This window comes from Roseinatronobacter thiooxidans, from assembly GCF_001870675.1.
Lineage (GTDB): Bacteria > Pseudomonadota > Alphaproteobacteria > Rhodobacterales > Rhodobacteraceae > Roseinatronobacter > Roseinatronobacter thiooxidans.
The window spans coordinates 124,776-149,922 of sequence record NZ_MEHT01000045.1; the positions used below are offsets into that span (position 1 = coordinate 124,776).

Consider the following 25,147-nt stretch of genomic DNA (forward strand, 5'->3'; position numbering starts at 1 on the left):
ATACGCAACCTTACGCCCCAAAACAGCAGGAGGCAGCGTGCAGGATTTCGGCACATTCGACTATGTGATCGTGGGCGCGGGTTCGGCCGGATGCGTGCTTGCCAACCGACTGAGCGAAAACCCGAAAAACCGCGTCCTGCTGCTGGAAGCGGGCGGGTCGGACCGCTACCACTGGGTGCATATCCCTGTGGGCTATCTGTATTGCATCGACAATCCGCGCACGGACTGGCGCTATCGCACAGCCCCCGAAGCGGGCCTGAACGGGCGCAGCCTGCTTTACCCGCGCGGGCGGGTGTTGGGGGGGTGTTCGTCGATCAATGGCATGCTGTATCTGCGCGGGCAATCTGCCGATTATGACGGCTGGAAACAGATGGGAAATACCGGCTGGGGCTGGGACGATGTCTTGCCCTATTTCCTGAAATCCGAAGACTATTACGCGGGCGAAATTCCGGGGCAACATGGCGCGGGCGGTGGCCTGCGAATCGAGGAACAGCGGCTAAGCTGGGAAATACTGGACGCATGGAAGGACGCCGCGATTGCCGCTGGCATTCCCGAAAGCGCGGATTTCAACCTTGGGGACAATTTCGGGGTTGGCTATTTCAAGGTGAACCAGAAAGCTGGCTTCCGCTGGTCCGTTGCGCGCGGCTTTTTGCGCCCCGCGATGGCACGGCCCAACCTGACCGTTCTGACCCATGCCCAAAGCGAGGGGCTGATTCTGGACGGGCGGCGGGCCGCTGGTGTGCGGTTTTCGCATCATGGCCTGCCCGCGCGGGCACAGGCCGGGCGCGAAGTGATCCTGTCGGCAGGGGCCATCGGCTCGCCCCATCTGATGCAACTGTCCGGCCTTGGGCCGGGGGGCTTGTTGCAAAGCCACGGGCTAGAGGTGGCGCAGGACATCCCCGAACTGGGCGAGAACCTGCAAGACCATCTGCAAATCCGCTGCGCTTTCAAGGTCACAGGGGTGAAGACGCTGAACACCATGGCGTCCAGCCTGTTTGGCAAGGCACAGATCGGGCTGGAATACCTGCTGCGTCGTCGCGGGCCTATGGCAATGGCCCCCAGCCAGCTTGGGGCCTTTGCCTATTCCTCTGACAATCTGGCAAGCCCTGATCTGGAATACCATGTGCAGCCTGTCACACTGGACGCGTTCGGCCAGCCGCCCCACACCTTTCCTGCGATCACGGCAAGTGTCTGCCATCTGCGCCCCGAAAGTCGGGGCCATGTGCGGCTGAACTCGCCAGACCCGAAGGCGCATCCGGTGATCCAGCCCAATTACCTCTCGACCGAGGGGGACAGGCTGGTGGCGGCGCGCGCCATCCGGCTGACGCGGCGGATCATGGCGCAAGACCCGCTTGCGCGCTACCGGCCCGAAGAATTCAAACCCGGCCCCGAATTCCAGACAGATGCACAGCTTGCCAAAGGCGCGGGCGATATTGCCTCGACCATTTTTCACCCTGTGGGCACAGCACGGATGGGCACGGATGCGGGCGCGGTGGTGGATACGCGCCTGCGCGTGCGGGGGGTAGAGGCGTTGCGCGTGGTCGATGCCTCGATCATGCCGCGCATCACATCAGGCAACACACAGGCCCCTGTGATCATGATCGCCGAAAAGGCCGCCGATATGATCTTGGAAGATGCGCGCCGCTAACACGCTGCCGCAGGTTGTTTTTACCGCAATTTGACGCTGAAAAACCCGGTCTGATTCTTGCTGAAATTACCTCAGCGCCTGCGCCACCAGATAACGCCGCCGCCCAACGCCATGCCCAGCGTGGCGGGCAGAACGAAGACGGCCAGCATGATGGCAGGGCCAAGGCCCTGCATCTCTCGCCCTTGTTGCACGGCAAGGAAAAGCGCCACAGCCGCCAGAACATGGCCCAGAAATACGGCCCCATAGGCGCGCGGCATGTTTTTGCGCAGCAAGGCCGCCCCCAGCAGCACACCCGCCAGAACCGAGACGCCCATCAGCATATAGAGTCGCACCTCTGGCCCCATCACTCAGGCCGCTTTCGCTTGCAGCCGTGGCACCAGCCCATGCGCCCATCCCGAGATCGTGCCTGCACCAAGGCAGATGACCATATCGCCGGGCTGTGCATGCGCGCGCACAAGCGCTTCAAGCGCCTCTTCCGTATCGACAGGATGGGCAGAGCGGTGACCATGTGCACGCAATCCCGCCAGCAGATCATCACGGCTGGCACCCGCGATCGGGTCTTCCCCTGCGGCATAGACAGGGGCGATGCCGACAATATCCGCCTCGTTGAAGCAGGTGCAGAATTCCTCGAACAGGCTTGACAGACGGGTATAGCGGTGTGGCTGGTGCACTGCAATCACACGCCCCTGCCCGCCCAAAGCCTGACGCGCGGCTTTCAGCACAGCGGCAATTTCAACCGGATGATGGCCGTAATCATCTATGATGGTCACGCCGCCCACTTCGCCCACACGGGTGAAGCGGCGGTTGACGCCGCCGAATTTGGCCAGCGCGCTGCGAATCTCGGCAGCGTTCATGCCCAGATGCCGCGCCGCCGCAACCGCCGCGAGTGCGTTCGACACATTGTGGTCCCCCGGCATGGGCAAGGTGCAATCCTTGATGATGCGCCCCTCATCCTGCAACGCGATATCGAAATACGCCACGGCCTTGTCATAGCGCAGGTTCAGCGCGCGAATATCGGCCTGCGCATTGAACCCGAAGGTCACCACGCGCCGGTCGGTCAGCTTGGCGACCAGCGCCTGCACTTCGGGGTGATCGGTGCAGCAGATCGCCAGACCATAGAACGGAATGCCCGAGACGAAATCATAGAACCCTTTGCGCAGGGCGTCGAAATCGCCCCAATGCTCCATATGTTCGGGGTCGATATTGGTGACAATCGCCATCGTCGCAGGCAGGCGATTGAACGACCCGTCGCTTTCATCTGCTTCCACCACCATCCATTCGCCCGCACCGGCGCGCGCGTTCGACCCATAGGCATGGATCACGCCCCCATTGATAACTGTCGGGTCCAGCCCGCCTTCGTCCAGCAGGGCGGCCACCATCGTGGTGGTCGTGGTCTTGCCATGCGTGCCCGCCACCGCGATGTTCGAGCGCAGACGCATCAACTCGGCCAGCATCTCGGCGCGGCGCACAACAGGCAGGCCAAGGCGGCGCGCCTCTTGCAACTCCATGTTGTCGGGCTTGATCGCGGTCGAGACGACGACCACAGCCGCAGGCCCGATATTGCTGGCCTGCTGGCCAATGAACACTTCCGCGCCAAGGCTTACCAAACGCGCCGTGATCGGGCTGGATTTCAGGTCAGAGCCTTGCACACGGTAGCCATGCGTCATCAACACCTCGGCGATGCCCGACATGCCAATCCCGCCAATGCCGATAAAATGGATCGGGCCAATATCTGTGGGCAGTTTTGTGGCCGGACTCATGGTGTTTCCTTTCGGGCAAGGGCTTCGACCATTTCGGCCAGCCGTTCGGTTGCATCCGCACGACCTGCCGACAAGGCCGCCTGCGCCATAGCCTGTGCGGCCTTGGGGTTTGTCAAAATCGATTCCAGACACTCTGTCAGGGCGGCCGCGGTGAAATGGGCCTCGGGAAAGATAACGGCTGCATCTACCGAAGACAGCATCTTGGCATTTGCCGCCTGATGATTGGCCGCCGCCGCCGCATAGGGCACCAGAATGGCAGGTCGCCCGATGACGGAAATATCGGCCACAGAGGATGCGCCCGCGCGGCTGACAACCAGTTGGCATTCGGACAGGCGGCGCGGAATGTCGTTGAAGAACGGGGCAATTTCCGCATCAATCCCGCCCGCCTCATAGGCGGCGACAACGCGCGCGATATCTTCTTCGCGCGCCTGATGGGCCACGCCAAGGTTGCGCTTGATCGCCTCTGGCAGCGCGGCAATGGCTTGGGGCACGACATCCGACAGAATGCGCGCGCCTTGCGAGCCGCCGATCACCAGCAGGTCCATCGGGTAATCTCCGGGCGGGATATAGCCTGCGCCCGCTCGCTCCAGCACCGCGGCGCGCACAGGGTTGCCCGTGAACTCGGCCGTAATCCCCTCGGGCATGCTTGTGGGCCATGTGCCGCAGGCCAGCAGGTTTACGCGGCGCGCGAAAATCTGGTTCACGCGGCCCAGCACGCCATTTTGTTCATGGATCATGCGCGGCACCCGCAGCGCCCATGCCGCAGACAGCGCCGGAATGGACGGATAGCCGCCAAAGCCCACCACAACGCGGGGGCGGTCTGTCAGCATTGAAAATCCAGCCGCCAGAACACCGGCCGCCAGTTTCAGCGGCACCATGATCTTGTCCGCCAGCCCGCCACGCGCGAAAGTTGCAGCGCTGATCTGCTCGATCCGGACAGCATCGGGAAAGCCGCCCGCGTAGCGCGCGCCGCGCGCATCTGTTGACAGTTTGACCCGCCACCCCCGCGCCAGCATCGCTTCAGCCAGGGCCTGAGCGGGGAACATATGCCCCCCGGTTCCTCCGGCTGCGATCAGTAGAAGTGGCGGTCTGGCCATTGGTTCCCCCTCAGGAATACACGCGCCGCGACAGCATATCACCAATTTCGCCCTGCGGGCGCGCCCGTGTAAATGCCAGAAGCATACCGATTGCCATGCCTGTCGCAAGCAAGGATGACCCGCCATAGGACACGAATGGCAAAGTCATGCCTTTGGACGGCAGCAGCCGCACAGCAACGCCCATATTGATCATGGCCTGTATCGAGAACATGATCACGATCCCCGTGCCCGCCAGACGGATGAACGTGTCACGTTCGCGCATCAGCCGGAACAAGGAACGGGTCAGGATGGTCGCATACAACCCGATGATGAACAACACGAGGATCAGGCCATATTCTTCCGCCGCGACGGCGATGATAAAATCTGTATGCGCATCGGGCAGGTTCCATTTGACGCGCCCCTCGCCCACGCCGGTGCCGAAAAACCCGCCTTCCGAGATGGCATTTTGCGCATAGCCCATCTGGGTGCGCGGATCGACCTCGGCGGCAAGAAAGCCGTCAATGCGGCGGGCGAAATGCTCGGAGTTGTGATAGGCGGTATAGCCCCCTGCCAGCACCAGCCCCGCAAACCCCAACAAAAGGAACATGGGCGCGCCCGCGATGAAATACATCACCATCCAGCCTGCCGCGATCAAGGCCGCCTGCCCGAAATCCGGCTGGATAACCAAAAGCCCCAGCACCAGCATGGTAAACCCAAGCGACAGCGCCTGCCCCGGTGGCCCGTTAGGTTCGCGCCCTGCAGCCAGCAACCAAGCGGCAAAAACCGCCAGCATGGGTTTGAGAAACTCTGACGGCTGGAACGACCCGAACCCTAGACTGAACCACCGCACAGCACCCTTGCCGAAATCCGTGCCAAAAAACGGCAGCAGCATCAGCGCCAGCAACGAGATGAAAAACCCCACAACTGCAAAGCGGCGAATACGCTCGGGGGCGCACATGGACAGCAGGATCATTGCCACCACACCAAGGATGCCGAAAAACACCTGCCGTTGCACATAGTAGAACGGCGGCAGCCCGTTGCGCGTGGCCAGCGGCGGCGAAGCGGCCAGCCCCAGCAGCAAGCCAACCGCCATCAGCAACAACACCGATGTCAAGGTGACCTTGTCAATCGTGCGCCACCAGCGCGGGATAACAGGTTCCACCACACGCACAGGCGTGGTGCCATATACCATTTCCGTCATGTCACTGCCTCGATCGTACTGCCGGGTATCTTGAATTTGCCTGGTCGATGCCCGTTTGCCGGGTCTGTAAGGCGCAGCGTAACCCGAAACGCGTGCCCATTCCAGCATAATCACGCGCAAATAGCTGTGTGCAGCCCGCCATGCCAAGCCCTTCAGCGTAAAGCCGCCGCCCCTGCATCTGCGGCGTGCCGGATCAGCGCCGCGCAGACCAGCGCCGCGCGGCCCCTGCGCGCTTTTGGGGCGGCAAGGGCAGTGGCACCATGCGCGCAGCAGCCCCAGTCACAATCGCGCGCCCCTGTGGCACCAAAGCGGCCAGCGCGGGCGCGTCATGATCCAGCCCGCCCGTATAGGCGCCGAATGCAGGCACGATCAGATGCACAGCCCCGATCAGGAATGCAGGCAGGCGCTGGCCGGCAAGGCGCAGTTTCGGGTGGTAATGCCCTGAAATATCAGGCCCATCGCCCGCGATATGGCGCAAGGTCAGGCCCGCTTCGTGCCAGTCCTGCGCCACAAGGCCGGGCAGGTGTTCCGGCGCGGGGTCATGGTTGCCCGTGATCCACAGTGTTTGATGCTGCGCGCAAATCTGCTCTAGCAGCGCGCGTTCGGTGCCCAGTTCTGCAATGGCCCTGTCATCGTCGAAACTGTCGCCCAGACAGATCAGCCGCGCCGCAGCGCTGTCTTGCAGCTCTGCGCCCAGCCGCTCCAGCGTTGCGCGGGTCTCGAACGGGGGCAACAGCGCACCGCCCCGCCGCGCCATGCGGCCTGACTTGCCCAGATGCAGGTCAGCAACAACCAGCGCGTTCTGCGCAGGCCAGAACAGCGCGCCAGAGGGGCGCGCGATGAAATCGTGGTCCTGAAAGCGAAAGGGGCAAGCGGTCATGCCTGTGTCTTTGCGCCAACATCCTCCAGCGTCAAGCCCGCCTCTGCCATCATGCGCGCCGCTTCATCTTCCAGCAGGCGCGCGCTGCCTGCCCCACGGATGGGAATACGCCCTGCCTCCAGCATCAGGGGGGCGGCAAAGGGGGTGACATGCGGGGCCATGGAATGGACGATCTGCGCGCGGGTGCGCAACATCTCTTCAATCCGCCCGAAATCGGCCAGCCCGCGCATCGATTCTGCCTGCGTAATTTTCAGCAACACATGCTCGGGGTCGTATTTGCGCAGCGTGTCATACAAGATATCGCTGGAAAATGTCGCCTGTTTGCCGGATGTGCGCGCGCCGGGCAGGTTGCGCTGGATCAGCCCCGCCACAGTGGCCACCGCGCGAAAGCTGCGCTTCATCATTGCATTCTCGGCCAGCCAGTCCTGCAAGCCCGCGCGCAACCCCTCCGGGTCCAGCAGGGGGGCGGGGTCGCGCACAGGCTCCAAACCCCAGATCAGGGTGGCGTAATCGGTGGCAACAAAGCCCAAAGGGGCCAGCGCGTCGCGTTCCATGCGGTGGGTCAGCAGCAGGCCAAGCGTCTGGTTGGCATTGCGCCCCGCGAAGGAATAGAGCGCGAAATACCACCGTCCCCCCCGCTGGAAACTTTCGCATGTCATGGTGCCGGGCTGCGGCAGGCAGGCAATCCGGTCTTGCAGGGCCAGCCAGTCGCGGATGTGGCAGGGCAGCGCGGCCCAAGCCGCGCGGTCCCCGATCAGCGCCAGAACCCGGGCCGATAACTCGGTCGAGGTGGCCATTTTCAGGCCGTTGAACACGGCTATTTTCGGCTCTCGCGCGGGCTGGGGGGTCACCTCTACGATCATGTCGCGCAAACGGTCATAGCGCACGGTTTGCCCGCCAATCAGGAACGTGTCGCCGGGGGAAAGTGCGGCGGCGAAACTCTCTTCAATCTCGCCCAAGGGCGCGCCGCCACGCGGGCCACGCCGCACGCTTAGCAATTCGGGTGCGACAATCGTGCCAAGGTTCATGCGGATGGCGCGCGCCGCGCGCGGGTCGCGCAGGTGCCACAGCCCCTCGCGCAAGACCAGCCTTTGCCAGCGGTCATAGGCGCGCAGCGCATAGCCGCCTGTGGCCACGAAATCGAGGCAGGCATCAAAATCCGCGCGGGTCAGCCCCGCATAGGGGCCAGCGCGTGTGACCTCGGCAAACAGCGCATCCGCATCAATCGGGGCGGCGCAGGCCAGCAGCAGCATATGCTGGCACAACACATCCAGCCCGCCCACTGGCGCACGCCCGTCGCCATCCAACTCTTGCGCTTCCACCGCTTGCAGGGCGGCAATGCATTCCAGCACCTCGAAGCGGTTGGCAGGCACGATGCGGGCGCGCGAAGGTGTGTCAAAGCGGTGATTGGCCCGCCCGATGCGCTGCACCAGCCGCTTGATATTCTTGGGCGCACCAATCTGGATGACCAGATCGACATCGCCCCAATCCAACCCCAGATCCAGACTGCCGGTGGCGACCACAGCGCGCAAGGCGCCGTCTGCCATCGCCCCTTCGACGCGGCGGCGTGCCTCGCGCGACAGGCTGCCATGATGCAGGCCAATAGGCAGGTTGTCGTCATTCACAGCCCAGAGCGCCTGAAAGAACAGTTCTGCCTGCGCGCGGGTGTTGATGAAGACCAGCGTCAGGCGCGCATCGGCAATCGCCCGCATCACATCGCGCGCAGCATAGGCCCCGCCCGCCCCCGACCAAGGCGGGGTGGCCGTGGTGGGCAGCATGGCGATATCGGGCGCAGGGCCGGGATGGGCTATGACAATCTCGGCCCCGCCCATGAATTGCGCCAATGCGGCGGGGTTCTCGACTGTGGCCGACAGCCCGGCCACCTGCATCTGCGGCGCAAGCCTGCGCAACCGCGACAGGCACAGCATCAGTTGATCGCCGCGCTTTGATTCCGCCAATGCATGGATTTCATCAATCACCACCCGCAGCAGCGACCCGAAGATTTTGGGCGCTTCAGGGTAGGATAGCATCAAGGCAAGGCTTTCGGGCGTTGTCAGCAGCACATGCGGCGGGTCCACCCGCTGGCGCGCGCGCCGGGTGGCGGATGTGTCGCCTGTGCGGTCCTCGATCCGGCATGAGAGGCCCAGATCGGCGACAGGGCGCGCCAGATTGCGACCAATGTCATAGGTCAGCGCCTTGAGGGGCGAGACATACAGCGTGTGCAGCCCTGCCCCCATATCGCCCCTGCATGCCGCCGCCAAGGTTGCCAGAAACCCTGCCAATGTCTTGCCGCCACCTGTCGGCGCGATCAGCAGCGCGTTGCCTGTGGCCTGTAGCATCTGCACCTGATGCGGGTGCGGTGCCCAGTTTTGCGCCGCAAACCAGCGCGCAAGGGGCGCGGGCAGGTCATTCGGGCTGGTATGGTCGAAAGCGGGCATGCTCTGTGCGGTCCTTCAAGGCAGCGCATAGGGTAAGGCGCAGTGCGGCAATGACAACCACTTGGGCTTTCGCTTTATGGCAAGAGAGTGCTAGGCAGACGCACGCTTACCCAATTCAGTGACGGTCCCATGCCCCCCGCAAACCTGCCCTGCCCTGTCTGTCTGGCTTTGCAAACGCGGGCCTTGGCGCGGATCGAGGGGCGCGATTACCGCGCCTGCACGGTCTGCGACGCGCGCTATCTGGACCCCGCGCATTATCCGACACGCGCGGCCGAACACGCCGAATACAGGTTGCATGACAACAATGTGGACGACCCGCGCTACAGGCGCTTTCTGGCCAAACTGACCACGCCCTTGCTTGCGCGGCTCCCCTTCGGCGCGGTGGGGCTGGATTATGGCTGCGGCCCCGGCCCCGCGCTGGCGGCCATGCTACGCGCGGCGGGCCACCAGATGGCACTGTATGACCCGCTTTTCGCACCAGACCGCGCGGCGCTGGCGCAAAGCTATGATTTCATCACCTGCACCGAAGTGGCCGAGCATTTCCACGCCCCTGTATCCGAATTTGCGCGATTGCGCGCCATGATCCGCCCCGGTGGGTGGCTGGCGATCATGACCTGCTTCCAGACCGATGACACGCAATTTGCCAACTGGCACTACCGCCGCGACATCACCCATGTGGTGTTTTACCGAGAGGCGACCTTGCGCTATCTGGCACAAAGCTGGGGCTGGCATTGCGATGTGCCGTGCAAGGATGTGGCCCTGCTACAGCGCCCCTTATGACCACATGGCTGCATATGGAGCGGATTGCCGCTGTTGAAGATGCGCTTGCGGGGTGCAACGCGCGCAGCGTGCTGGATTTGGGCTGCGGCGATGGGGATTTCTTTCTGCGGCTGGCCGCGCGGGCCGACATTACGCGCTTGGTGGGCATTGAAATCGATACAGGTGCCGTGACCCGCCTAGAGGGGCGCTTGCACGCCCAAGGCCATGCGCCCCACATTGAAATCAGGTCAGGATCAATCCTGTCACCTGCCCCGCAGCTGGCCGGTTTTGATTGCGCAGTCATGATCGAGGTGATCGAGCATCTGGACCCTGCCCATCTGTCGCAACTGGAACGCGCCTTGTTTCATGTGTTACGGCCCAGGCATATTATCCTGACCACCCCCAACGCGGAATTCAACCCGCTGCTGGGTGTGCCCGCCCACAGGTTCCGCCACCCCGGCCACCGCTTTGAATGGAGCCGCGCGCGGTTCCGCGACTGGGGCACGCGCGTGGCGCAGCGCGGGCGCGCGCAAGTCAGCTTCGCCGATATCGGCGGGGCGCACCCCACCCTTGGCGGGGCCAGCCAGATGGCGGTATTTGCGCTGAATGAAAGCTGATTGCCCCTTTCCCCGCGCGGCAAGGCAGCTTATCTGCCGCCTATGGACACAAGACACAGATTTTGGGAAACCACGCCCCTGCACCAGATGACCCCCGAGGAGTGGGAGGCCCTGTGCGATGGCTGCGGACGCTGCTGCCTGAACAAGCTGGAAGATATCGACACGGAAGAGTTGATCTTTACCCGCGTGGCCTGCCGCCTGTTCGACGACACAACCTGCCGCTGCGCCAATTACACGCAACGCAAGAAGATCGTGCCGGAATGTGTTGTTTTGACGCCCGAAAACCTGAATGAAATCGCCTATTGGATGCCGGACACCTGCGCCTACCGGCTGCTGCACCAAGGCCAGCGCTTGCCAGAGTGGCACCCGCTGGTCACAGGCGATCCGGACTCGACCCACAAGGCAGGGGTTTCGATGCTTGATCGTACGGTGTCAGAGCACGCGATTGCAGTGGAAGATTGGGAAGATTACCCGCTGGACGACTGATCCGCGCTAGAACTTGCGCAATTCCAACTCTCGGGCGACTTCAGACCGCACCAGCTTGCGGATATTGCGGGTGATCTTCTCGCCCAACTCGCCCTGCAATTCCTGCCGGACAATATGCGCGACAAGCTGGTATAACACCCCCTCATCAATGATCTCATCCTCGGCAGCGCCCGCAGATGCAGGCTTGGCTTTGGCCGGTTGCACGGAATTGGCCAAAACGGCTTCCAGCCGCGCCAAAGTGGCTTCCATCGCGCGGTCTTCCAGACTGGCATGCAGATTGTCTTCGGGCTCGGGATTGCCCTGCTCTTGCGCTGGCGCAGCGTCCAGAACAAGCGGCGGCGTTCTGCTTGCAGTGGCAATCCGCCCAAGCAGCGATGGCACGACCACGCTTTCTTCAACGCTGGTGGCGGGCATGGGCAAAGCCCCCTCGCCTGCATCCGAACTCTCGGACAGGGCGGGCGCGGGCGCGCCGTCTTGTTGCGCGGCCGCATCATCAACCCGCAAGGCCGATGTCAGAATAAGCTTGTCGTTCAAATCGGGCGGCGGCGCAGACGCCCCTTCTGCGGGCACGTCATGCGAGACGATTCTGCGGATGGACGACAGGACATCCTCGATTTCGCGTCGGGACATGGCTTCTGTCATTCTGTCTGCCCTCTTGCCAAATTTTTGCCACGTCGGGGGAAAATTCCGGCCAGACCGGACCCCAAAATTTATTATTGCCAAAGTGTAGCTTGGTCTTGGCCTTCGCACAATGTCGAAGTCAAATCGCTGTCAATTCTGCCATCCAGACACATATAACTGCCTTAGTCGCGGCCAATCGCGCGCAACACGCGGTCAAGAGCGTCGCCTTGGGGCGATGACAACGGCGCGTTGCGCACGGCATTGTAATAGGCTTCGGCGTCATAGGTGGGAATGCCAAGGCCCAGATGATCCACTGTCAACAGCCCCATGGCCGCCAAAAGATTATAGGTTGCGATCTGCTGCGCGGCTTGGGCTTGCAACAATGTCGTGCGCGCATCCAGCAGGTCGGTTTCGGCATTCAGCACATCCAGCGTGGTGCGCGCGCCAAGGCGGGCTTCTTCGCGTGTGCCTTCAAACGCACTTTGCGAGGCGCGCACCTGTTGCTGGCTGGCGGCAATGCGGGCAGTCGCCACATCCACATTGGCCCAAGCCACCGCCACATTCTGCAAAACCTGTGCAACAGTCTGGTGAAGGCGCGCGCGGGTGGCATCGCGCTGCGCCGTCGCTTTGCGATATTGGGCACCCGACTGCCCGCCCTGAAAAATCGGGCGGCGGTAATTGATTGCGGCAGTGGCAGAGCTTCCCTCGCCTGTCACGCCACCGAACTGCCGCCCGACAGAGGCTGACCCCGTCACCGCGCCGCTGCGTTCGGCCAGCACGCTTTCGGCCCCCAGTTCCGCTGCCGTCACTTCGTTCTGGCGCTGCGCAATCAGGGGGTGGGTGCGCCGCGCGATGTCTTGCGCGGTTTGCAGATTGCTTGCTGTGCGCGGCAAGGCAGGGGGCGGGCGCAACTGGGCCGGATAGGCGCCTGTGACAAGCTTGTAAAACTCTCTCGCGGCAGCAAGATCACCTTCGGCGGCAGCAAGCTGCGAGCGTGCGGCAGCAAGGCGGGCCTCGGCTAGTGACACATCGGTTCGCGTGATTTCTCCCAACTCGAAGCGTTCGCGCGCGGCATTCAGTTCTTGCGTAATCACACGCTGAGTGGCCTGACTTAACGACACGGCTTCGCTGGCGCTGCGCACATCCATAAAGGCGGACACTGCATCCAGCAGCACGGTTTGTTCAAAATTGACCAGCGCCTGCCGAAGCGCCAGCACCTGTGCTTTTGCCCCTTCACGCGCCAGCTTGCCGCGTCCGAAATCGATCAATGTGATTTCCGCGTTCAACCCAAGGTTCATCGACGTGGACTGCTGCCCGCCAGAGCGGATGCTGGTTTGCGCGCCGGTTACGAAATTCACCACTGGCCTAAGCCGCGCAACTGCGATGGCGACATCTTCATCTGCGGCACGCAACAAGGCGCGGTTCTGTTCCAACAGGTCGGAACTGCGATAGGCTGCGGCGAATGTATCGGCCAGCGATTGCGCCGAGGCCGGCACTGAAACCAAACACAAGGCCACCGCAAGCGCAGAGAGTTTTGTGAGATGTTTCATGCTTTCGGCCTCTCGAAGCTGCTGTTTGTTTTGTTCTGCCTGCTTTTAGTGTCGTATCTTAGAATGAAAATTCACGATCCTTGGAAAAACCCGGCAGAATTGGGGCTGCTGCGTTAAATATATCACGCCAGACAATGTGATCACCCTTGCGCAAGCCCAAACGCACCACGCCCAGCGCCCCTTCCATAAAGACCGCCGCAACGCGCCCTGTATCGCGCAACTGGCCCACCAACTCTTGCGGAAAGCTTTCGATCCCGCCTTGCAGGATCATGACATCATAGGGCGCATGCTCTGGCGCGCCCTCGGTCAGCTTGCCGATATGCAGCACCACTGTTTCAGAGTCGGTACGCGCCAGGGCGGCATTCGCGGCGCGCGCCAAGCTTTCATGCTCCTCCACCGCGACGACCGCTTGCGCCATGCGCAAGATCACCGCCGAGGAATAGCCCGTCCCGCACCCGATATCCAGCACCAGATCATTGGCCGTAATCTCAAGCGCGTCAATCATCTTGGCCAATGTGCGCGGGTCCAAAAGCACGCGGCCATCTTCCAGATGCAGGTTTTCGCCGATATACGCGGCCTCTGCCTTGCCCTCTGGGGCGAATATTTCGCGCGGGACGTCCAGCATGGCGTCAATGATGGGAAATTTCGTAACATCAGAGGGGCGCACTTGCGTGTCCACCATAATTCTGCGGCGAGAGGCGAAATCGGTCATCGACGGAACTCTTTGGTTATGCTGGGCCAAGGGTTTCAATGCCACAGAACCGCGCCGCCCGCAACATGCCTGCGCATGGGCTTTGGTCTGCGGCCCAGCTGTGCTAAAGCGCATCCGACACAGTGACGGGAGACAGAAAAATGAACCTGAATGTCTATCTTGCAGGCGAAATTCACACAGATTGGCGCGACCAGATCATCACCGGCGCACAAGATCTGGCAATCACCTTTACAGGGCCAGTCACCGATCACGCCGCTTCTGATGATTGCGGCGTGGCCATTCTGGGTGGGGAAGACCAGAAATTCTGGCATGACCACAAGGGTGCTAAACTCAACGCCATCCGCACCCGCAAGGCGCTGACAGATGCCGATATTGTTGTGGTGCGCTTTGGCGAGAAATACCGCCAGTGGAACGCCGCATTTGACGCAGGCTTTGCGGCGGCGTTGGGAAAATCCATCATCGTGCTGCACGGGGCCGAGCACCAGCACGCGTTGAAGGAAGTGGACGCAGCCGCCCTTGCCGTGGCCGAAACGCCCGAACAGGTGGTGCAGCTGCTGCGCTACACGCTGCACGGCAAACTGCCCTGACAAAAAGCACACCCGCCCCCAAAATGCGGGTTTCGCTTTTCCCATTCTCGGGTATATCTTTTCAGCGTTATTTTTTAGTAAAGGATTACCCATGCTCCAAGAGTTCAAAGCGTTCATCTCGCGCGGCAATGCCATGGATATGGCTGTCGGTATTATCATCGGCGCGGCATTTACCGCGATCGTCACCTCGCTGGTTGATGATCTGGTCAACCCGCTGATCGGAATTTTCGTAGGCGGAATCGATTTCAGCGCAATCAGTTTCGGGCTGGGGGAAGCCCAGTTCATGGTTGGCAATTTTGTAAATGCAGTGATCAAATTTCTGATCATCGCATTTGTCGTGTTCATGCTGGTGCGCACCATCAACAAGGTCGCAAATATGAACAAGAAAGAAGAAGCCCTTGCCGTGGAAGAACCCGCCGCAGGCCCCACAACCGAGGAGTTGCTGATCGAGATCCGCGACGCCTTGCAGGCACGCTAAGGCCAAAAGGGGGCGGCCCACGCTGCCCCCGTATATCAGATGTCGATGGCCGTGGTCTTGACGACCGTGCGCAGCGCGAAAGACGACTGCATCTGCGTGACACCGGGCAAGCGGCTTAGATAGCGGCGATGGATGCGCGCGAAATCTTCGGTATCTGCGGCAATGATCTTGAGCAGGTAATCCGCCGCCCCCGCCATCAGGTGACATTCCAGAATATCCGGCACGCGCGCGACCTCACGCTCGAACGCGTCCAATATCTCGTCGCTTTGCCCTGACAGTTTGATCTCGACATAGACAATCGTGGGCCGCCCGATCCGCTTGAGGTCCAGCAGGGCGACATAATCCGCAATCACCCCTTCACTTTCCAAGCGCTGCACCCGCCGGTGACAGGCCGAAGGTGACAGATGCACCAGTTCTGCCAGTTCGGCATTCGTGACACGGCCCTGCCGTTGCAGCACCCGCAATATCCGACGATCTGTCGCGTCTAGCTGCATTGCAGCGCAACCTTTTGCTCTAATTGTGCCAATTCTTGCACGTTTCTGCGACAGAGCTTGTGCAAACGGGCCGAAGTGTCAAGGAAATCCGCGCATCCTTGCGATACTCTGGACTTATCGCAACAAGGAGATTGACATGCTAATCGGATGCCCGAAAGAAATTAAACCACAGGAATTTCGCGTAGGCCTGACCCCGAATGCCGCGCAAGAAGCCTGCGCGCATGGGCATCAGGTCTGTGTCGAGGCGGGCGCGGGCCTTGGGTCTGGCTTTACCGATGAAGATTACAGCGCAGCCGGTGCGCAGGTGGTGGACAGCGCCGCAGAGATATTCGCCCGCGCCGATATGGTGGTCAAGGTCAAGGAACCCCAAGCGGGCGAGCGCGCGCAGCTGCGCGAAGGCCAAGTGCTGTTCACCTATCTGCATCTTGCCCCCGACCCTGCCCAGACGCGCGATCTGCTGGATTCTGGCGTGACAGCGATTGCCTATGAGACCGTGACCGACCGCAATGGCGGCCTGCCCCTGCTGGCGCCCATGTCCGAAGTGGCGGGGCGTCTGGCGCCGCAAATGGGCGCATGGGCGCTGCAAAAAGCCAATGGCGGGCGCGGCGTTCTGATGGGGGGTGTGCCGGGTGTGCGGCCTGCCAATGTAGTGATCATCGGGGGGGGTGTGGTTGGCACTGCCTCGGCGCGGGTGGCAGTTGGGATGGGGGCGAATGTCACCATTCTGGACCGCTCGATCCAGCGCATGTCCTATCTTGACGACATTTTCCATGGCCGCCTGACCACGCAATTCTCGGACTCTGCCGCAGTTGCAGACCTGATCACGCGCGCGGATATGGTGATTGGCGCGGTGCTTATTCCGGGCGCGGCCGCGCCCAAGCTGATCCGGCGCGACCAGTTGGCACAGATGCAGCCCGGTGCCGTGCTGGTCGATGTCGCCATCGACCAGGGCGGCTGTTTCGAGACATCGCACGCCACCACCCACCAAGACCCCATCTACGCGGTGGACGGCATCTTGCATTACTGCGTCGCCAATATGCCCGGCGCGGTTGCGCGCAGCGCCACAATCGCGCTGGCCAATGCGACCATGCCTTTCATGCTGGCACTGGCCGACAAGGGCTGGCGCAAGGCTTGCGAAGATGACCCGCATTTGCTGGCGGGGCTGAACACCCATGCAGGCCATCTGACCTATTATGCTGTGGGCAAGGCACTGGGAATTGACGTGCTCTCCCCCAGCAAGGCGCTGAAGGTATAACGCCGCCCCGCCGCACAAGATTTGCCCGCCCGCCCCTGCAAGGGGGCGGGCGTTGGTTTGTGCATCCTTGGGCGGCCTACTTCGGAAACATTACATTCAAAACTTGCAATATGTATAAAGAGGTATATATTCCTTTCAGACACCGGAAATGGAGACTTCTTATGCAACCTGAAATTACAGCCTTCTTCGACGAAGCAACATTCACCGTCACCTATGTGGTGCGCGACCCGCAAAGCCAGAAATGCGCTGTGGTCGATTCGGTCCTCGATTTCGATTATGCCTCTGGCAACACCGACACCCGGTCTGCCGATGCCGTGATCGCATTCATCAAGGACAAGGGCTACGAGGTGGAATGGCTGCTGGAAACCCATGTCCATGCCGACCACCTGTCCGCAGCGCCCTATATCCAGGCCGCAGTGGGCGGCAAGATCGCGATTGGCGAGAATATCCGCATTGTGCAGGACACTTTCGGCAAGGTCTTCAATGAAGGCACCGAATTCCAGCGCGATGGCAGCCAGTTCGATGCGCTGTTCAAGGAAGGCGACAGTTTCCACATCGGCCAGATGCGTGGCGATGTGCTGCACACACCGGGCCACACCCCCGCCTGCCTGACCTATGTGGTGGGCGATGCGGCTTTCGTGGGCGACACGCTGTTCATGCCCGATTTCGGCACGGCGCGCTGCGACTTCCCCGGCGGGTCTGCCGATACAATGTGGGATTCGGTACAGAAAATCCTGTCCCTGCCCGATGAAACCCGCATTTTCGTTGGCCATGACTACAAGGCCGAAGGGCGCGAAACCTATGCGTGGGAAACCACTGTGGGCGACCAGAAACGCCTGAACAAGCATGTGGGCGAAGGGAAATCGAAAGAAGATTTCGTGCGCGCCCGCAATGAACGCGACGCCCAGCTTGGCATGCCGCGCCTGATCGTGCCCTCGCTGCAGGTGAATATGCGCGCAGGCCAGATGCCACCCGCCGAAGACAACGGCACAGTCTATCTGAAAGTGCCGGTCAACACGCTCTGACCCGCAGCCAAAGACCCAACACAGGCGCGGCACAGACATGCCGCGCCACTTTGCGAACAGGAACACTGCAATGATTCAAACTGACTGGATCTGGGGCCTTGTCGGCGGCCTGATGATCGGAACTTCGGCGGCAATCTTTCTGCTTGGAAATGGCCGCATCATGGGGGCAAGCGGCATAATCGGCGGTCTGGTGGACCGCTCGGGCCTTGGCGACTGGGCCGACCGCGTGGCCTTTCTGGCAGCGCTGGTGGTTGTGCCCGCGCTGATGCTGCCGCTGTACACTGTCGAGGTGTCGACCAACATCACCTCGAACCTTGGGCTGGTCATTGCAGGCGGTTTGCTGGTGGGCATCGGCACACGGCTGGCCAATGGCTGCACTTCGGGCCACGGGGTCTGCGGGATTTCGCGCTTCTCGCTGCGCGGGATTGTGGCGACTGTATTTTATCTGCTGGCAGGTGGCATCGCGATGGTGCTGTTTCGGCATGTTCTGGGGGTGATCTGATGCAACGTCTTGTGATTTCAGCGCTTTCGGGCGGTTTGTTCGGGGCCGGACTGCTGGTTTCGGGCATGACCAACACCACCAAGGTGCAAGGCTGGCTGGATGTCTTTGGCGCTTGGGACCCAACCCTGGCCTTTGTGCTGGGCGGGGCGATCCTGCCGATGATGGTGGCATGGCACCTGACCACGAAACGCGCCACTTCACTGGTGGGACAGCCCTTTCCCTCCAAGCCCGATCCGCGCCTTGGCCATAACCTGATTATCGGCTCGGTGCTGTTTGGGGCGGGCTGGGGGCTGGTGGGGCTGTGCCCCGGCCCGGCTATTGCCTCGCTCAGTTGGGGGGGGACTGGCGGGATCACCTTTATCCTTGCCATGATCGGGGGTATGTTGCTGGCACCCACCCTTCGCCTGCGCATTGACAGACTCGCAGCCACCTGACCGGAGAAATGCATGGACATCCGCCCCCTGACCGATGATTACGCCGTCTCGCCCCAGATCGCGCCCACAGATGTGGCCGCGATTGCCGAGGCAGGTTTCACCACGCTGGTTTGCAACCGCCCTGACGGTGAGATCCCGCCAGAGGTGCAGGCCGATGCCATTCGCGCCGCCGCCGAAGCCGCGGGGCTGCATTTTGTGCTGAATCCCGTTATCGGCGGCGCGATTTCCATGGATAACGTCACCGCACAGGCCGATGCGATGCAGGCCAGCACAGGGCCGGTTCTGGCCTATTGCGCGTCCGGCAACCGGTCTTCCATCGTCTGGGCGCTTGCTCATGCGGGCACGCGCCCGACAGATGAGTTGATCGCCATTCCCGCCCGCCACGGCTACGGGCTAGAGCCGTTTCGCGCAACACTGGACCAGCTTGCACAGGGCTGACACCCAGCGCTTATCACATCCCGCCCCGCCCTTTCACCAAGGGGCGGGGCTTTTTCATGGGGCGCGCAACCTTGCCCCCGCGCCGGTATGCGAAAAACCATTTACGCATCTCGACGCCCTAGCCTTTGCGGGCCGCTCATTCTGTATCTGTCGGGGTGCCCCCCTCAACACTACCCAGCGCCCGCCCGTCCGGCGCGGCGGTGCTGCCAGCACTTGGCGCGAATGGCGGCGGTGTTGATCTGTCCCACAGAATAGAGGCGGGCAAGGCGATCATTGGCACACTCGCCCCTGTCGCATCGACCAGCAGGCCGGGATCAGCCGTTAGGCGCACGGCCCGCTGCCCGCGCGCCTGCCCCAACCGCCCGATGCCAAGCGGCGTTTGCGCGATGCTTTCCAGTGTCAGGGTTTCCAGCGTCGTGTCGGGCAGGCGCAAAACATCGCCCGCGCGCAGACGCAGTGCATCTGTAAGTGTCAGTTGCATCCGGCACAGCACAGAGTTCAGCACCACGCCACTGTCGCCAATGGCCATATGCAACCGCTCTTGCCAGTCTTGGTCCAGCCCCGCATCGGCCGCATTTTGCTGCGCAGAAAGCCGGGGGCTGGGTTCGGGGTCAGGCAGAATCACGAACCAATCCCCCTCTTTCGCGCCAAAGCCCAATGCCACGCGCAGATGCAGAATGTGAAACACCCCCTCTTCCAGCATCAGCGCCAAAGGGCGCGGATTATCAAGGAAAGACCCGTACCCATACCCCGACACCATTGCCGCTTGGGGCAAGTCTGCGCAGCGCGATTCGATCAGGCGCAAGAACGTGTCGATCATGGGCGCCAGCAGGGCCGCATCGGTGCGCGTGGGCATGCGCGGCGGCGCATGTCCCTTGTCCACACGCCCGCTGGCCTGCGCCTCGACCATGCCCGCCAGCACGGGGGCAGAGGCCATCAGCAGCCCCATCCGTTCGCCCTGCCCGTCCAGCAGCGCCAGAAACATGCCCGGTTCGGCCAGATCAAGCACCTCTGCCAAGGCCCCTTGCCGGATCGTCACATCCTGAACAATCCCGTCAAGGCCGGGGCAATCGGCAGACATGCGGCCAAAGGCAACACGCAAGGCCGCAACGAACACCGCCCGTTCCTGCGCCTGCGCCACCCGATTCCGGGTTGCCATTTTGCCAAGCGCGTTGTCACGCGCGGCGCTGTCCATATGGTTTGCTTCTGCCTTATCCATCATCGCTTGTGCCACCCGTCCTGCACCGACAATGGCGCAAAAGCGTTAGCAAAAGCTGAACAAGATCACATCAGCCAGACAGGCAACCGCCCTGTGTCAGATCTGGCACACCGGCAGCGAGCGGGTGAAGGCGGCAATGTCATTGCGCTTGCGCGCATCGCGCATGGGCGGCCAATCCTTGGCAACACCGCCCCAATTTCCGGAACTGCCAACCACAACCTTGTCCCGCTCTACCGCCTGCGCGGCAATCCGCGCAGCGCAACGCAGGTTCGTGGGGCCATCATACAACCCTTTGGGGTGCGACAGATCACAGCCGTAATAGCGTGCCGATGTCGGCCAGATCTGCAACAAGCCGCGATAGCGCCCGCCTGCCCCTGCGGCCTCTGGCCGCCATGTGCTTTCATAGCCTGCCAAGCCCGAGAACAGCGCCGTCCAGAATGCCTTGCGCCCGTCCATATCCGCCGACTCGTAGCCCGGGCAGAATGTGTCGATATCTTGCGGCACAGTGGCCACCAATGCGCGCCCCTCGGTTTCCAATGCGGCGAATTTCGCGGCGGTCCAGCGCTGTGCCTCTGGGCGGTGGTCCCAACGGGTGGTGACATGCGCCGCGCGCGACACCTCTACGCCTGTGTCAGGTGTGGCAAGCGTGCATCCGGCGGTAAGCGCAGCAGCGCCAAGGGCGGCCAGCAATGAAAGCGGCAGAAAACGGGGCATGAATTTTCCAAAGGTGACGCAGCCCTTAAATTGCGCTGCGAGCGGGCTATGGTTCCGAATCGGTGCAAAAGGCAAATCAGAGGCCGCGCAAAGCCCCAACTTCGGCGGGGTTTTGCCGACCGGCCCCTTGCTGCGCCCTGCATGCACCGCTAGAAAGCCCTGAAAATACCCCCCGAGAGGAAAGCCAAACCATGCTGGACCTGAGTTTCGAGCCGCCCAAACCCAAGGTGATCTCTGGCGCGACTGGCGCGTGGGAGTTGGTGATCGGGATGGAAATACATGCCCAAGTCTCTAGCCGGGCCAAGCTGTTCTCGGGCGCGTCCACCCGTTTTGGCGCGGAACCCAATGCCAATGTGGCCTTTGTCGATGCCGCAATGCCGGGCATGCTGCCTGTGGTGAATGAATACTGCATTGAGCAGGCCGTGCGTACGGGGTTGGGCCTGAAAGCGCAGATCAATCTGCGCTCGGCCTTTGACCGGAAAAACTACTTCTACCCAGACCTGCCGCAGGGCTATCAGATCAGCCAGCTTTACCACCCGCTGGTGGGCGAGGGCGAGGTGCTGGTGGAACTGGGCGCAGGTGTTGCGCGGCTGGTGCGGATAGAACGTATCCATGTCGAACAGGATGCAGGCAAATCGATCCATGACATGGACCCGAACATGTCTTTCGTGGACCTGAACCGCACCGGCGTGGCGCTGATGGAAATCGTCTCGCGCCCCGATATTCGCGGCCCCGAGGAAGCGGCCGCCTATGTGACCAAACTGCGCCAGATCCTGCGTTACTTGGGCACTTGTGACGGCAATATGCAAAACGGCAATCTGCGCGCGGATGTGAACGTGTCGGTCTGCCGTCCGGGCCAGTACGAGAAATATCAGGAAACGCAGGATTTCGGCCATCTGGGCACGCGCTGCGAGATCAAGAACATGAACTCCATGCGGTTCATTCAGGCAGCGATCGACTATGAGGCCCGCCGCCAGATTGCCATACTGGAAGATGGCGGCAGCGTGGTGCAGGAAACGCGGCTGTATGATCCCGATAAGGGCGAAACACGCTCGATGCGGTCCAAGGAAGAGGCGCATGACTACCGCTATTTCCCCTGCCCCGACCTGCTGCCACTGGAGATAGAGCAGGCTTGGGTCGATGATATTGCCGCAAGCCTGCCCGAATTGCCAGATGCCAAGAAAGCGCGCTTCATGGGTGATTTCGGGCTGACCGACTATGATGCCAGCGTTCTGACCGCCGATGTGGCGAATGCGGCCTATTTCGAGGCAGTCGCAGCAGAGGCGGGTGACGGCAAACTGGCCGCCAACTGGGTGATCAACGAGCTGTTCGGGCGGTTGAAGAAAGAAGGGCACGACATTTCCGACAGCCCTGTTTCCAGCGCCCAGCTGGCGGGAATCATCGCGCTGATCAAGGCAGGCGATATCTCTGGCAAGATCGCCAAAGACCTGTTCGAGATTGTCTATACCGAAGGCGGCGACCCGGCAGCAATAGTCGAGGCGCGTGGCATGAAACAGGTCACCGATACCGGCGCGATTGAAAGGGCCGTCGATGACATCATCGCCGCCAACCCCGCGCAGGTGGAAAAGGCCAAGCAGAACCCCAAGCTGGCAGGTTGGTTTGTGGGTCAGGTGATGAAAGCGACAGGCGGCAAGGCCAATCCTGCGGCGGTCAACGAGATCGTGAGTGCGAAACTGGGGATCTGACGCACAGCCCCTGGCCGAAGTGCATTTGGCCGGGGCCGGGAATTTGAGTATTTTTAGCAAGAAAATGAACAGACCTTTGGCAATGTCCCGAGGTCTGTTTTTTTGTGCTGTGGCGCGCGTTTGGACGTGGCGCGCACACAAAAACCGCGCAAAACAAAAACCGCGCACAGTGGCGCGGCTTTCAGGTAGATAAGGCGGGCAAGATTACTTGATCTTGCCTTCTTTGTATTCGACATGCTTGCGCACAACGGGGTCGAACTTCCGCATCGACATTTTTTCCGTCATGGTGCGGGCGTTTTTCTTGGTGACATAGAAATGCCCTGTCCCGGCTGTGGAATTCAGTCGGATCTTGATGGTGGTTGGCTTCGCCATGATGTCATCTCCTAAGCCAGGCCGCGCGCAAGATCGTGTGCAACCCGTGAAATCTGAGCCTGCCTTCTACCCGTATGCCCGCCCGTGTCAACCCGATTGTCGGAAGTTTCGGGCGCATGGGGCATGTTTTCATGCCTGCAGTGTCATATCTTGTGCGGATGGTCTGTAAGCCGGGTTTTGTCTTGGGGGCGGGTGCCCCCATGGATGACCATTCATCTGGCCCTGCCTTTGCAGACAGGGTCTTGCTGCCAACCCGGATCTCGGGCTGAGGCGGCCCTGCGGTGATATCCGGTTGTCCGGATCATGCCCGCGTGAGATCCCTATTCGGCATTGCTCCGGGTGGGGCTTGCCGTGCCGGTCCGGTTGCCCGTCCCGCGGTGGGCTTTTACCCCACCGTTTCACCCTTACCATACAGATGCATGGCGGTCTGTTTTCTGTGGCGCTTTCCCTTGGGTTACCCCAGCCGGGCGTTACCCGGCACCCTTGCCTCATGGAGCCCGGACTTTCCTCGCATACAGGCCTTGCGGCCTGCACACGCGGTCATCCGACCATCCGCACGCAGGCTACATACGCGCGCAAAAGGCATGACGCAAGCCAGTGCAGGGCCGGGCCGGGGCAGAAGCGGCGCCTGTTGGGCAAATTTGCAGCCCCATGCGCTGTAGCGCTGCGATGCACTTGCCCGCGAAGGGGCAACACACTAAGCAGGGAATGGAAAACACAGGGAAAACCGACATGCGCATTCTGGTAACAAATGACGACGGGATCAATGCACCCGGACTTGCTGTGCTGGAAGAGATTGCGCGCGCGGTTGCGGGCAAGGAGGGTGAGGTCTGGGTCGTGGCGCCCGCGTTCGAGCAATCGGGCGTCGGGCATTGCATCAGCTATACCCACCCCACCATGATCGCCAAACTGGGCCCGCGCCGCTACGCCGCTGAAGGCTCTCCGGCCGATTGTGTTCTGGCGGGGCTGTATGACGTGCTGCAAGGCGCGCGGCCCGATCTGGTGCTGTCGGGCGTCAATCGCGGCAATAATTCAGCCGAGAATGCGCTGTATTCCGGCACGGTCGGCGGCGCGATGGAAGCCGCGTTGCAAGGGCTGCCCGCGATTGCGCTGTCGCAATATATGGGGCCAGTGTCGGAAGACCTGCCATCCATTTTTGATGCTGCCATCGGGCATGGGCAGGCGCTGGTCGAGAAGCTGCTGAAAGATGCGATCTGGGATCAGGGCGATTACCGGCTGTTCTATAACGTCAATTTCCCCCCTATCGGGCGGGATGATGTGAAGGGCCTGAAAGTTGCCCCGCAAGGCTACCGCAAAGACACGTTTTTCGGGGTAGAGCCGCATATCTCGCCCTCTGGTCGCAAATTCCTGTGGATCACGGGCGGGCCGCAGCATTTGCCCACCGCCGCCGGAACAGATGCGGCGGTCAATCTGGACGGATATATTTCTGTCACGCCCATGCGCGCGGACCTGACCGCGCATGATGCGCTGGATGATGTGCGAAAGGCGCTGGAATGAGCACACCCGACGATGTGCCCGAAAACCTGACCGAGGCGCGGATGCGCTTTATCTACACGCTGCGCTCGCGCGGGGTGACGGATGCGCGCGTGCTGTCCGCGATGGAGCGGATCGACCGGCGCGATTTTATGACCGGCATCTTTTCAGACCGCGCCTATGAAGACATGCCCCTGCCGATTGCCTGCGGCCAGACGATCAGCCAGCCATCGGTTGTGGCGCTGATGACCGAGGCGTTGCAGGTTGGCCCGCGCGACAAGGTGCTGGAAGTGGGCACCGGCTCTGGCTATCAGGCGGCGATCCTAAGCCAGCTGGCACGCCGCGTCTATACCGTGGAACGCCACCGCCCGCTGGCGCGAGAGGCGCAAAAACTGTTCGACAAGCTTGGCCTGACCAATATCACCTGCATGATTTCCGATGGCAGCTATGGCCTGCCCGATCTGACGCCGTTTGATCGCATTATCGTGACCGCCGCCGCCGAAGACCCCCCCGGCCCGCTCTTGGCGCAGCTGCGTGTTGGGGGTATTATGGTGGTTCCGGTGGGTCAGTCTGATACAGTACAGACACTGATCCGTGTTATCCGGACGGAAACTGGGTATGAGTATGAGGAGATGCGCGCTGTGCGCTTTGTCCCTCTGGTTGAGGGGCTGGGCCATTAAA

At 61.7% G+C, this 25,147-nt stretch carries 27 protein-coding genes and 1 other RNA gene; 14 read left to right on the forward strand and 14 right to left on the reverse strand.

Annotated elements, in window-relative coordinates; translation table 11 throughout:
• The first annotated feature begins 37 nt into the window (after positions 1–37).
• Positions 38–1,648 carry a GMC family oxidoreductase gene (locus tag BG455_RS14555; protein WP_071470729.1) on the forward strand — a complete coding sequence of 537 codons (1,611 nt, stop codon included), beginning with the start codon at positions 38–40 and terminating at the stop codon, positions 1,646–1,648.
• A 71-nt stretch (positions 1,649–1,719) separates the two neighbouring features.
• On the opposite strand, the gene BG455_RS14560 is transcribed toward BG455_RS14555, so the two are convergent.
• The 6 genes from BG455_RS14560 to BG455_RS14585 all read right to left on the reverse strand — a co-directional run bounded on the left by BG455_RS14560 (position 1,720) and on the right by BG455_RS14585 (position 9,003).
• Complete coding sequence (locus tag BG455_RS14560; protein ID WP_143079940.1) at positions 1,720–1,980, reverse strand: hypothetical protein; 261 nt, start codon at positions 1,978–1,980, stop codon at positions 1,720–1,722.
• A 15-nt stretch (positions 1,981–1,995) separates the two neighbouring features.
• Positions 1,996–3,408, reverse strand: a complete 1,413-nt coding sequence (murC, locus tag BG455_RS14565; RefSeq protein ID WP_071470731.1) for a UDP-N-acetylmuramate--L-alanine ligase — start codon at positions 3,406–3,408, stop codon at positions 1,996–1,998.
• Complete coding sequence (locus tag BG455_RS14570; protein WP_425438766.1) at positions 3,405–4,454, reverse strand: UDP-N-acetylglucosamine--N-acetylmuramyl-(pentapeptide) pyrophosphoryl-undecaprenol N-acetylglucosamine transferase; 1,050 nt, start codon at positions 4,452–4,454, stop codon at positions 3,405–3,407. Before BG455_RS14570 ends, murC begins: the two co-directional genes overlap by 4 nt.
• Positions 4,455–4,515: 61 nt before the next feature.
• Complete coding sequence (locus BG455_RS14575; protein WP_071470733.1) at positions 4,516–5,685, reverse strand: FtsW/RodA/SpoVE family cell cycle protein; 1,170 nt, start codon at positions 5,683–5,685, stop codon at positions 4,516–4,518.
• A gap of 193 nt (positions 5,686–5,878) precedes the next feature.
• Positions 5,879–6,565: a ligase-associated DNA damage response endonuclease PdeM gene (gene pdeM / locus BG455_RS14580; RefSeq protein WP_071470734.1), complete on the reverse strand. Its 687-nt coding sequence runs from the start codon at positions 6,563–6,565 to the stop codon at positions 5,879–5,881.
• On the reverse strand, positions 6,562–9,003 hold the full coding sequence (locus tag BG455_RS14585; protein WP_071470735.1) for a ligase-associated DNA damage response DEXH box helicase: 2,442 nt from the start codon (positions 9,001–9,003) through the stop codon (positions 6,562–6,564). The genes pdeM and BG455_RS14585 overlap by 4 nt, the downstream gene beginning before the upstream one ends.
• A gap of 129 nt (positions 9,004–9,132) precedes the next feature.
• Between BG455_RS14585 and BG455_RS14590 the strand changes: the two genes are divergently transcribed.
• From BG455_RS14590 to BG455_RS14600, 3 genes are read left to right on the forward strand one after another with little or no spacing between them, the layout of a single operon-like run.
• On the forward strand, positions 9,133–9,783 hold the full coding sequence (locus BG455_RS14590; protein ID WP_084386464.1) for a class I SAM-dependent methyltransferase: 651 nt from the start codon (positions 9,133–9,135) through the stop codon (positions 9,781–9,783).
• The gene (locus BG455_RS14595; RefSeq protein ID WP_071470736.1) at positions 9,780–10,379 is read left to right on the forward strand and encodes a methyltransferase domain-containing protein; all 600 of its coding nucleotides are present in this window, start codon (positions 9,780–9,782) and stop codon (positions 10,377–10,379) included. Before BG455_RS14590 ends, BG455_RS14595 begins: the two co-directional genes overlap by 4 nt.
• Positions 10,380–10,421: 42 nt before the next feature.
• A complete protein-coding gene (locus tag BG455_RS14600) occupies positions 10,422–10,865 on the forward strand; it encodes a YcgN family cysteine cluster protein (protein WP_071470737.1) in 444 nt (147 codons plus the stop codon).
• A 6-nt stretch (positions 10,866–10,871) separates the two neighbouring features.
• Here the strand turns inward: BG455_RS14600 and BG455_RS14605 are convergent, their stop codons facing one another.
• The 3 genes from BG455_RS14605 to BG455_RS14615 all read right to left on the reverse strand — a co-directional run bounded on the left by BG455_RS14605 (position 10,872) and on the right by BG455_RS14615 (position 13,748).
• Entirely contained in the window at positions 10,872–11,495 is a 624-nt protein-coding gene (locus BG455_RS14605; protein WP_143079941.1) for a hypothetical protein, read from the reverse strand.
• Positions 11,496–11,668: 173 nt separating this feature from the next.
• Positions 11,669–13,036 carry a TolC family outer membrane protein gene (locus tag BG455_RS14610; RefSeq protein WP_071470739.1) on the reverse strand — a complete coding sequence of 456 codons (1,368 nt, stop codon included), beginning with the start codon at positions 13,034–13,036 and terminating at the stop codon, positions 11,669–11,671.
• 58 nt (positions 13,037–13,094) lie between these two features.
• Complete coding sequence (locus BG455_RS14615) at positions 13,095–13,748, reverse strand: protein-L-isoaspartate O-methyltransferase family protein (protein ID WP_071470740.1); 654 nt, start codon at positions 13,746–13,748, stop codon at positions 13,095–13,097.
• Between the two features lie 140 nt (positions 13,749–13,888).
• Here BG455_RS14615 and BG455_RS14620 point away from each other — a divergent pair, with 140 nt between their 5' ends.
• Both BG455_RS14620 and mscL read left to right on the forward strand, forming a co-directional pair.
• Positions 13,889–14,335 (forward strand): YtoQ family protein, encoded by a 447-nt coding sequence (locus BG455_RS14620; RefSeq protein ID WP_071470741.1) that lies wholly within the window; start codon positions 13,889–13,891, stop codon positions 14,333–14,335.
• 91 nt (positions 14,336–14,426) lie between these two features.
• Complete coding sequence (mscL, locus tag BG455_RS14625) at positions 14,427–14,813, forward strand: large conductance mechanosensitive channel protein MscL (RefSeq protein WP_071470742.1); 387 nt, start codon at positions 14,427–14,429, stop codon at positions 14,811–14,813.
• 35 nt (positions 14,814–14,848) lie between these two features.
• Here the strand turns inward: mscL and BG455_RS14630 are convergent, their stop codons facing one another.
• Complete coding sequence (locus BG455_RS14630) at positions 14,849–15,307, reverse strand: Lrp/AsnC family transcriptional regulator (protein ID WP_071470743.1); 459 nt, start codon at positions 15,305–15,307, stop codon at positions 14,849–14,851.
• Positions 15,308–15,443: 136 nt separating this feature from the next.
• On the opposite strand from BG455_RS14630, the gene ald reads away from it, so the two are divergent.
• The 5 genes from ald to BG455_RS14655 all read left to right on the forward strand — a co-directional run bounded on the left by ald (position 15,444) and on the right by BG455_RS14655 (position 18,961).
• On the forward strand, positions 15,444–16,562 hold the full coding sequence (ald, locus tag BG455_RS14635; protein ID WP_071470744.1) for an alanine dehydrogenase: 1,119 nt from the start codon (positions 15,444–15,446) through the stop codon (positions 16,560–16,562).
• A gap of 161 nt (positions 16,563–16,723) precedes the next feature.
• Positions 16,724–17,587 carry an MBL fold metallo-hydrolase gene (locus BG455_RS14640; RefSeq protein ID WP_071470745.1) on the forward strand — a complete coding sequence of 288 codons (864 nt, stop codon included), beginning with the start codon at positions 16,724–16,726 and terminating at the stop codon, positions 17,585–17,587.
• A 73-nt stretch (positions 17,588–17,660) separates the two neighbouring features.
• Positions 17,661–18,089, forward strand: coding sequence for a YeeE/YedE family protein (locus BG455_RS14645; protein ID WP_177190894.1), 429 nt, complete (start codon positions 17,661–17,663; stop codon positions 18,087–18,089).
• Positions 18,089–18,523 carry a DUF6691 family protein gene (locus BG455_RS14650; protein WP_071470747.1) on the forward strand — a complete coding sequence of 145 codons (435 nt, stop codon included), beginning with the start codon at positions 18,089–18,091 and terminating at the stop codon, positions 18,521–18,523. The genes BG455_RS14645 and BG455_RS14650 overlap by 1 nt, the downstream gene beginning before the upstream one ends.
• A 12-nt stretch (positions 18,524–18,535) precedes the next feature.
• Complete coding sequence (locus BG455_RS14655; protein WP_071470748.1) at positions 18,536–18,961, forward strand: protein tyrosine phosphatase family protein; 426 nt, start codon at positions 18,536–18,538, stop codon at positions 18,959–18,961.
• 136 nt (positions 18,962–19,097) lie between these two features.
• Here BG455_RS14655 and BG455_RS14660 read toward each other — a convergent pair whose 3' ends face one another.
• A complete protein-coding gene (locus BG455_RS14660) occupies positions 19,098–20,183 on the reverse strand; it encodes a FliM/FliN family flagellar motor switch protein (RefSeq protein ID WP_071470749.1) in 1,086 nt (361 codons plus the stop codon).
• Positions 20,184–20,276: 93 nt separating this feature from the next.
• Positions 20,277–20,894, reverse strand: coding sequence for a hypothetical protein (locus tag BG455_RS14665; RefSeq protein ID WP_071470934.1), 618 nt, complete (start codon positions 20,892–20,894; stop codon positions 20,277–20,279).
• Between the two features lie 191 nt (positions 20,895–21,085).
• On the opposite strand from BG455_RS14665, the gene gatB reads away from it, so the two are divergent.
• A complete protein-coding gene (gatB, locus tag BG455_RS14670) occupies positions 21,086–22,600 on the forward strand; it encodes an Asp-tRNA(Asn)/Glu-tRNA(Gln) amidotransferase subunit GatB (RefSeq protein WP_071470750.1) in 1,515 nt (504 codons plus the stop codon).
• 204 nt (positions 22,601–22,804) lie between these two features.
• Here gatB and rpmG read toward each other — a convergent pair whose 3' ends face one another.
• Together rpmG and rnpB are read right to left on the reverse strand one after the other, a co-directional pair.
• A complete protein-coding gene (rpmG, locus tag BG455_RS14675) occupies positions 22,805–22,972 on the reverse strand; it encodes a 50S ribosomal protein L33 (RefSeq protein WP_071470751.1) in 168 nt (55 codons plus the stop codon).
• Between the two features lie 150 nt (positions 22,973–23,122).
• An RNA gene (gene rnpB, locus BG455_RS14680) (RNase P RNA component class A) lies at positions 23,123–23,528 on the reverse strand.
• A 176-nt stretch (positions 23,529–23,704) separates the two neighbouring features.
• Between rnpB and surE the strand changes: the two genes are divergently transcribed.
• Together surE and BG455_RS14690 are read left to right on the forward strand one after the other, a co-directional pair.
• A complete protein-coding gene (surE, locus tag BG455_RS14685; protein WP_071470935.1) occupies positions 23,705–24,490 on the forward strand; it encodes a 5'/3'-nucleotidase SurE in 786 nt (261 codons plus the stop codon).
• Positions 24,487–25,146, forward strand: coding sequence for a protein-L-isoaspartate(D-aspartate) O-methyltransferase (locus BG455_RS14690; protein ID WP_071470752.1), 660 nt, complete (start codon positions 24,487–24,489; stop codon positions 25,144–25,146). Before surE ends, BG455_RS14690 begins: the two co-directional genes overlap by 4 nt.
• Position 25,147 lies beyond the last annotated feature (1 nt).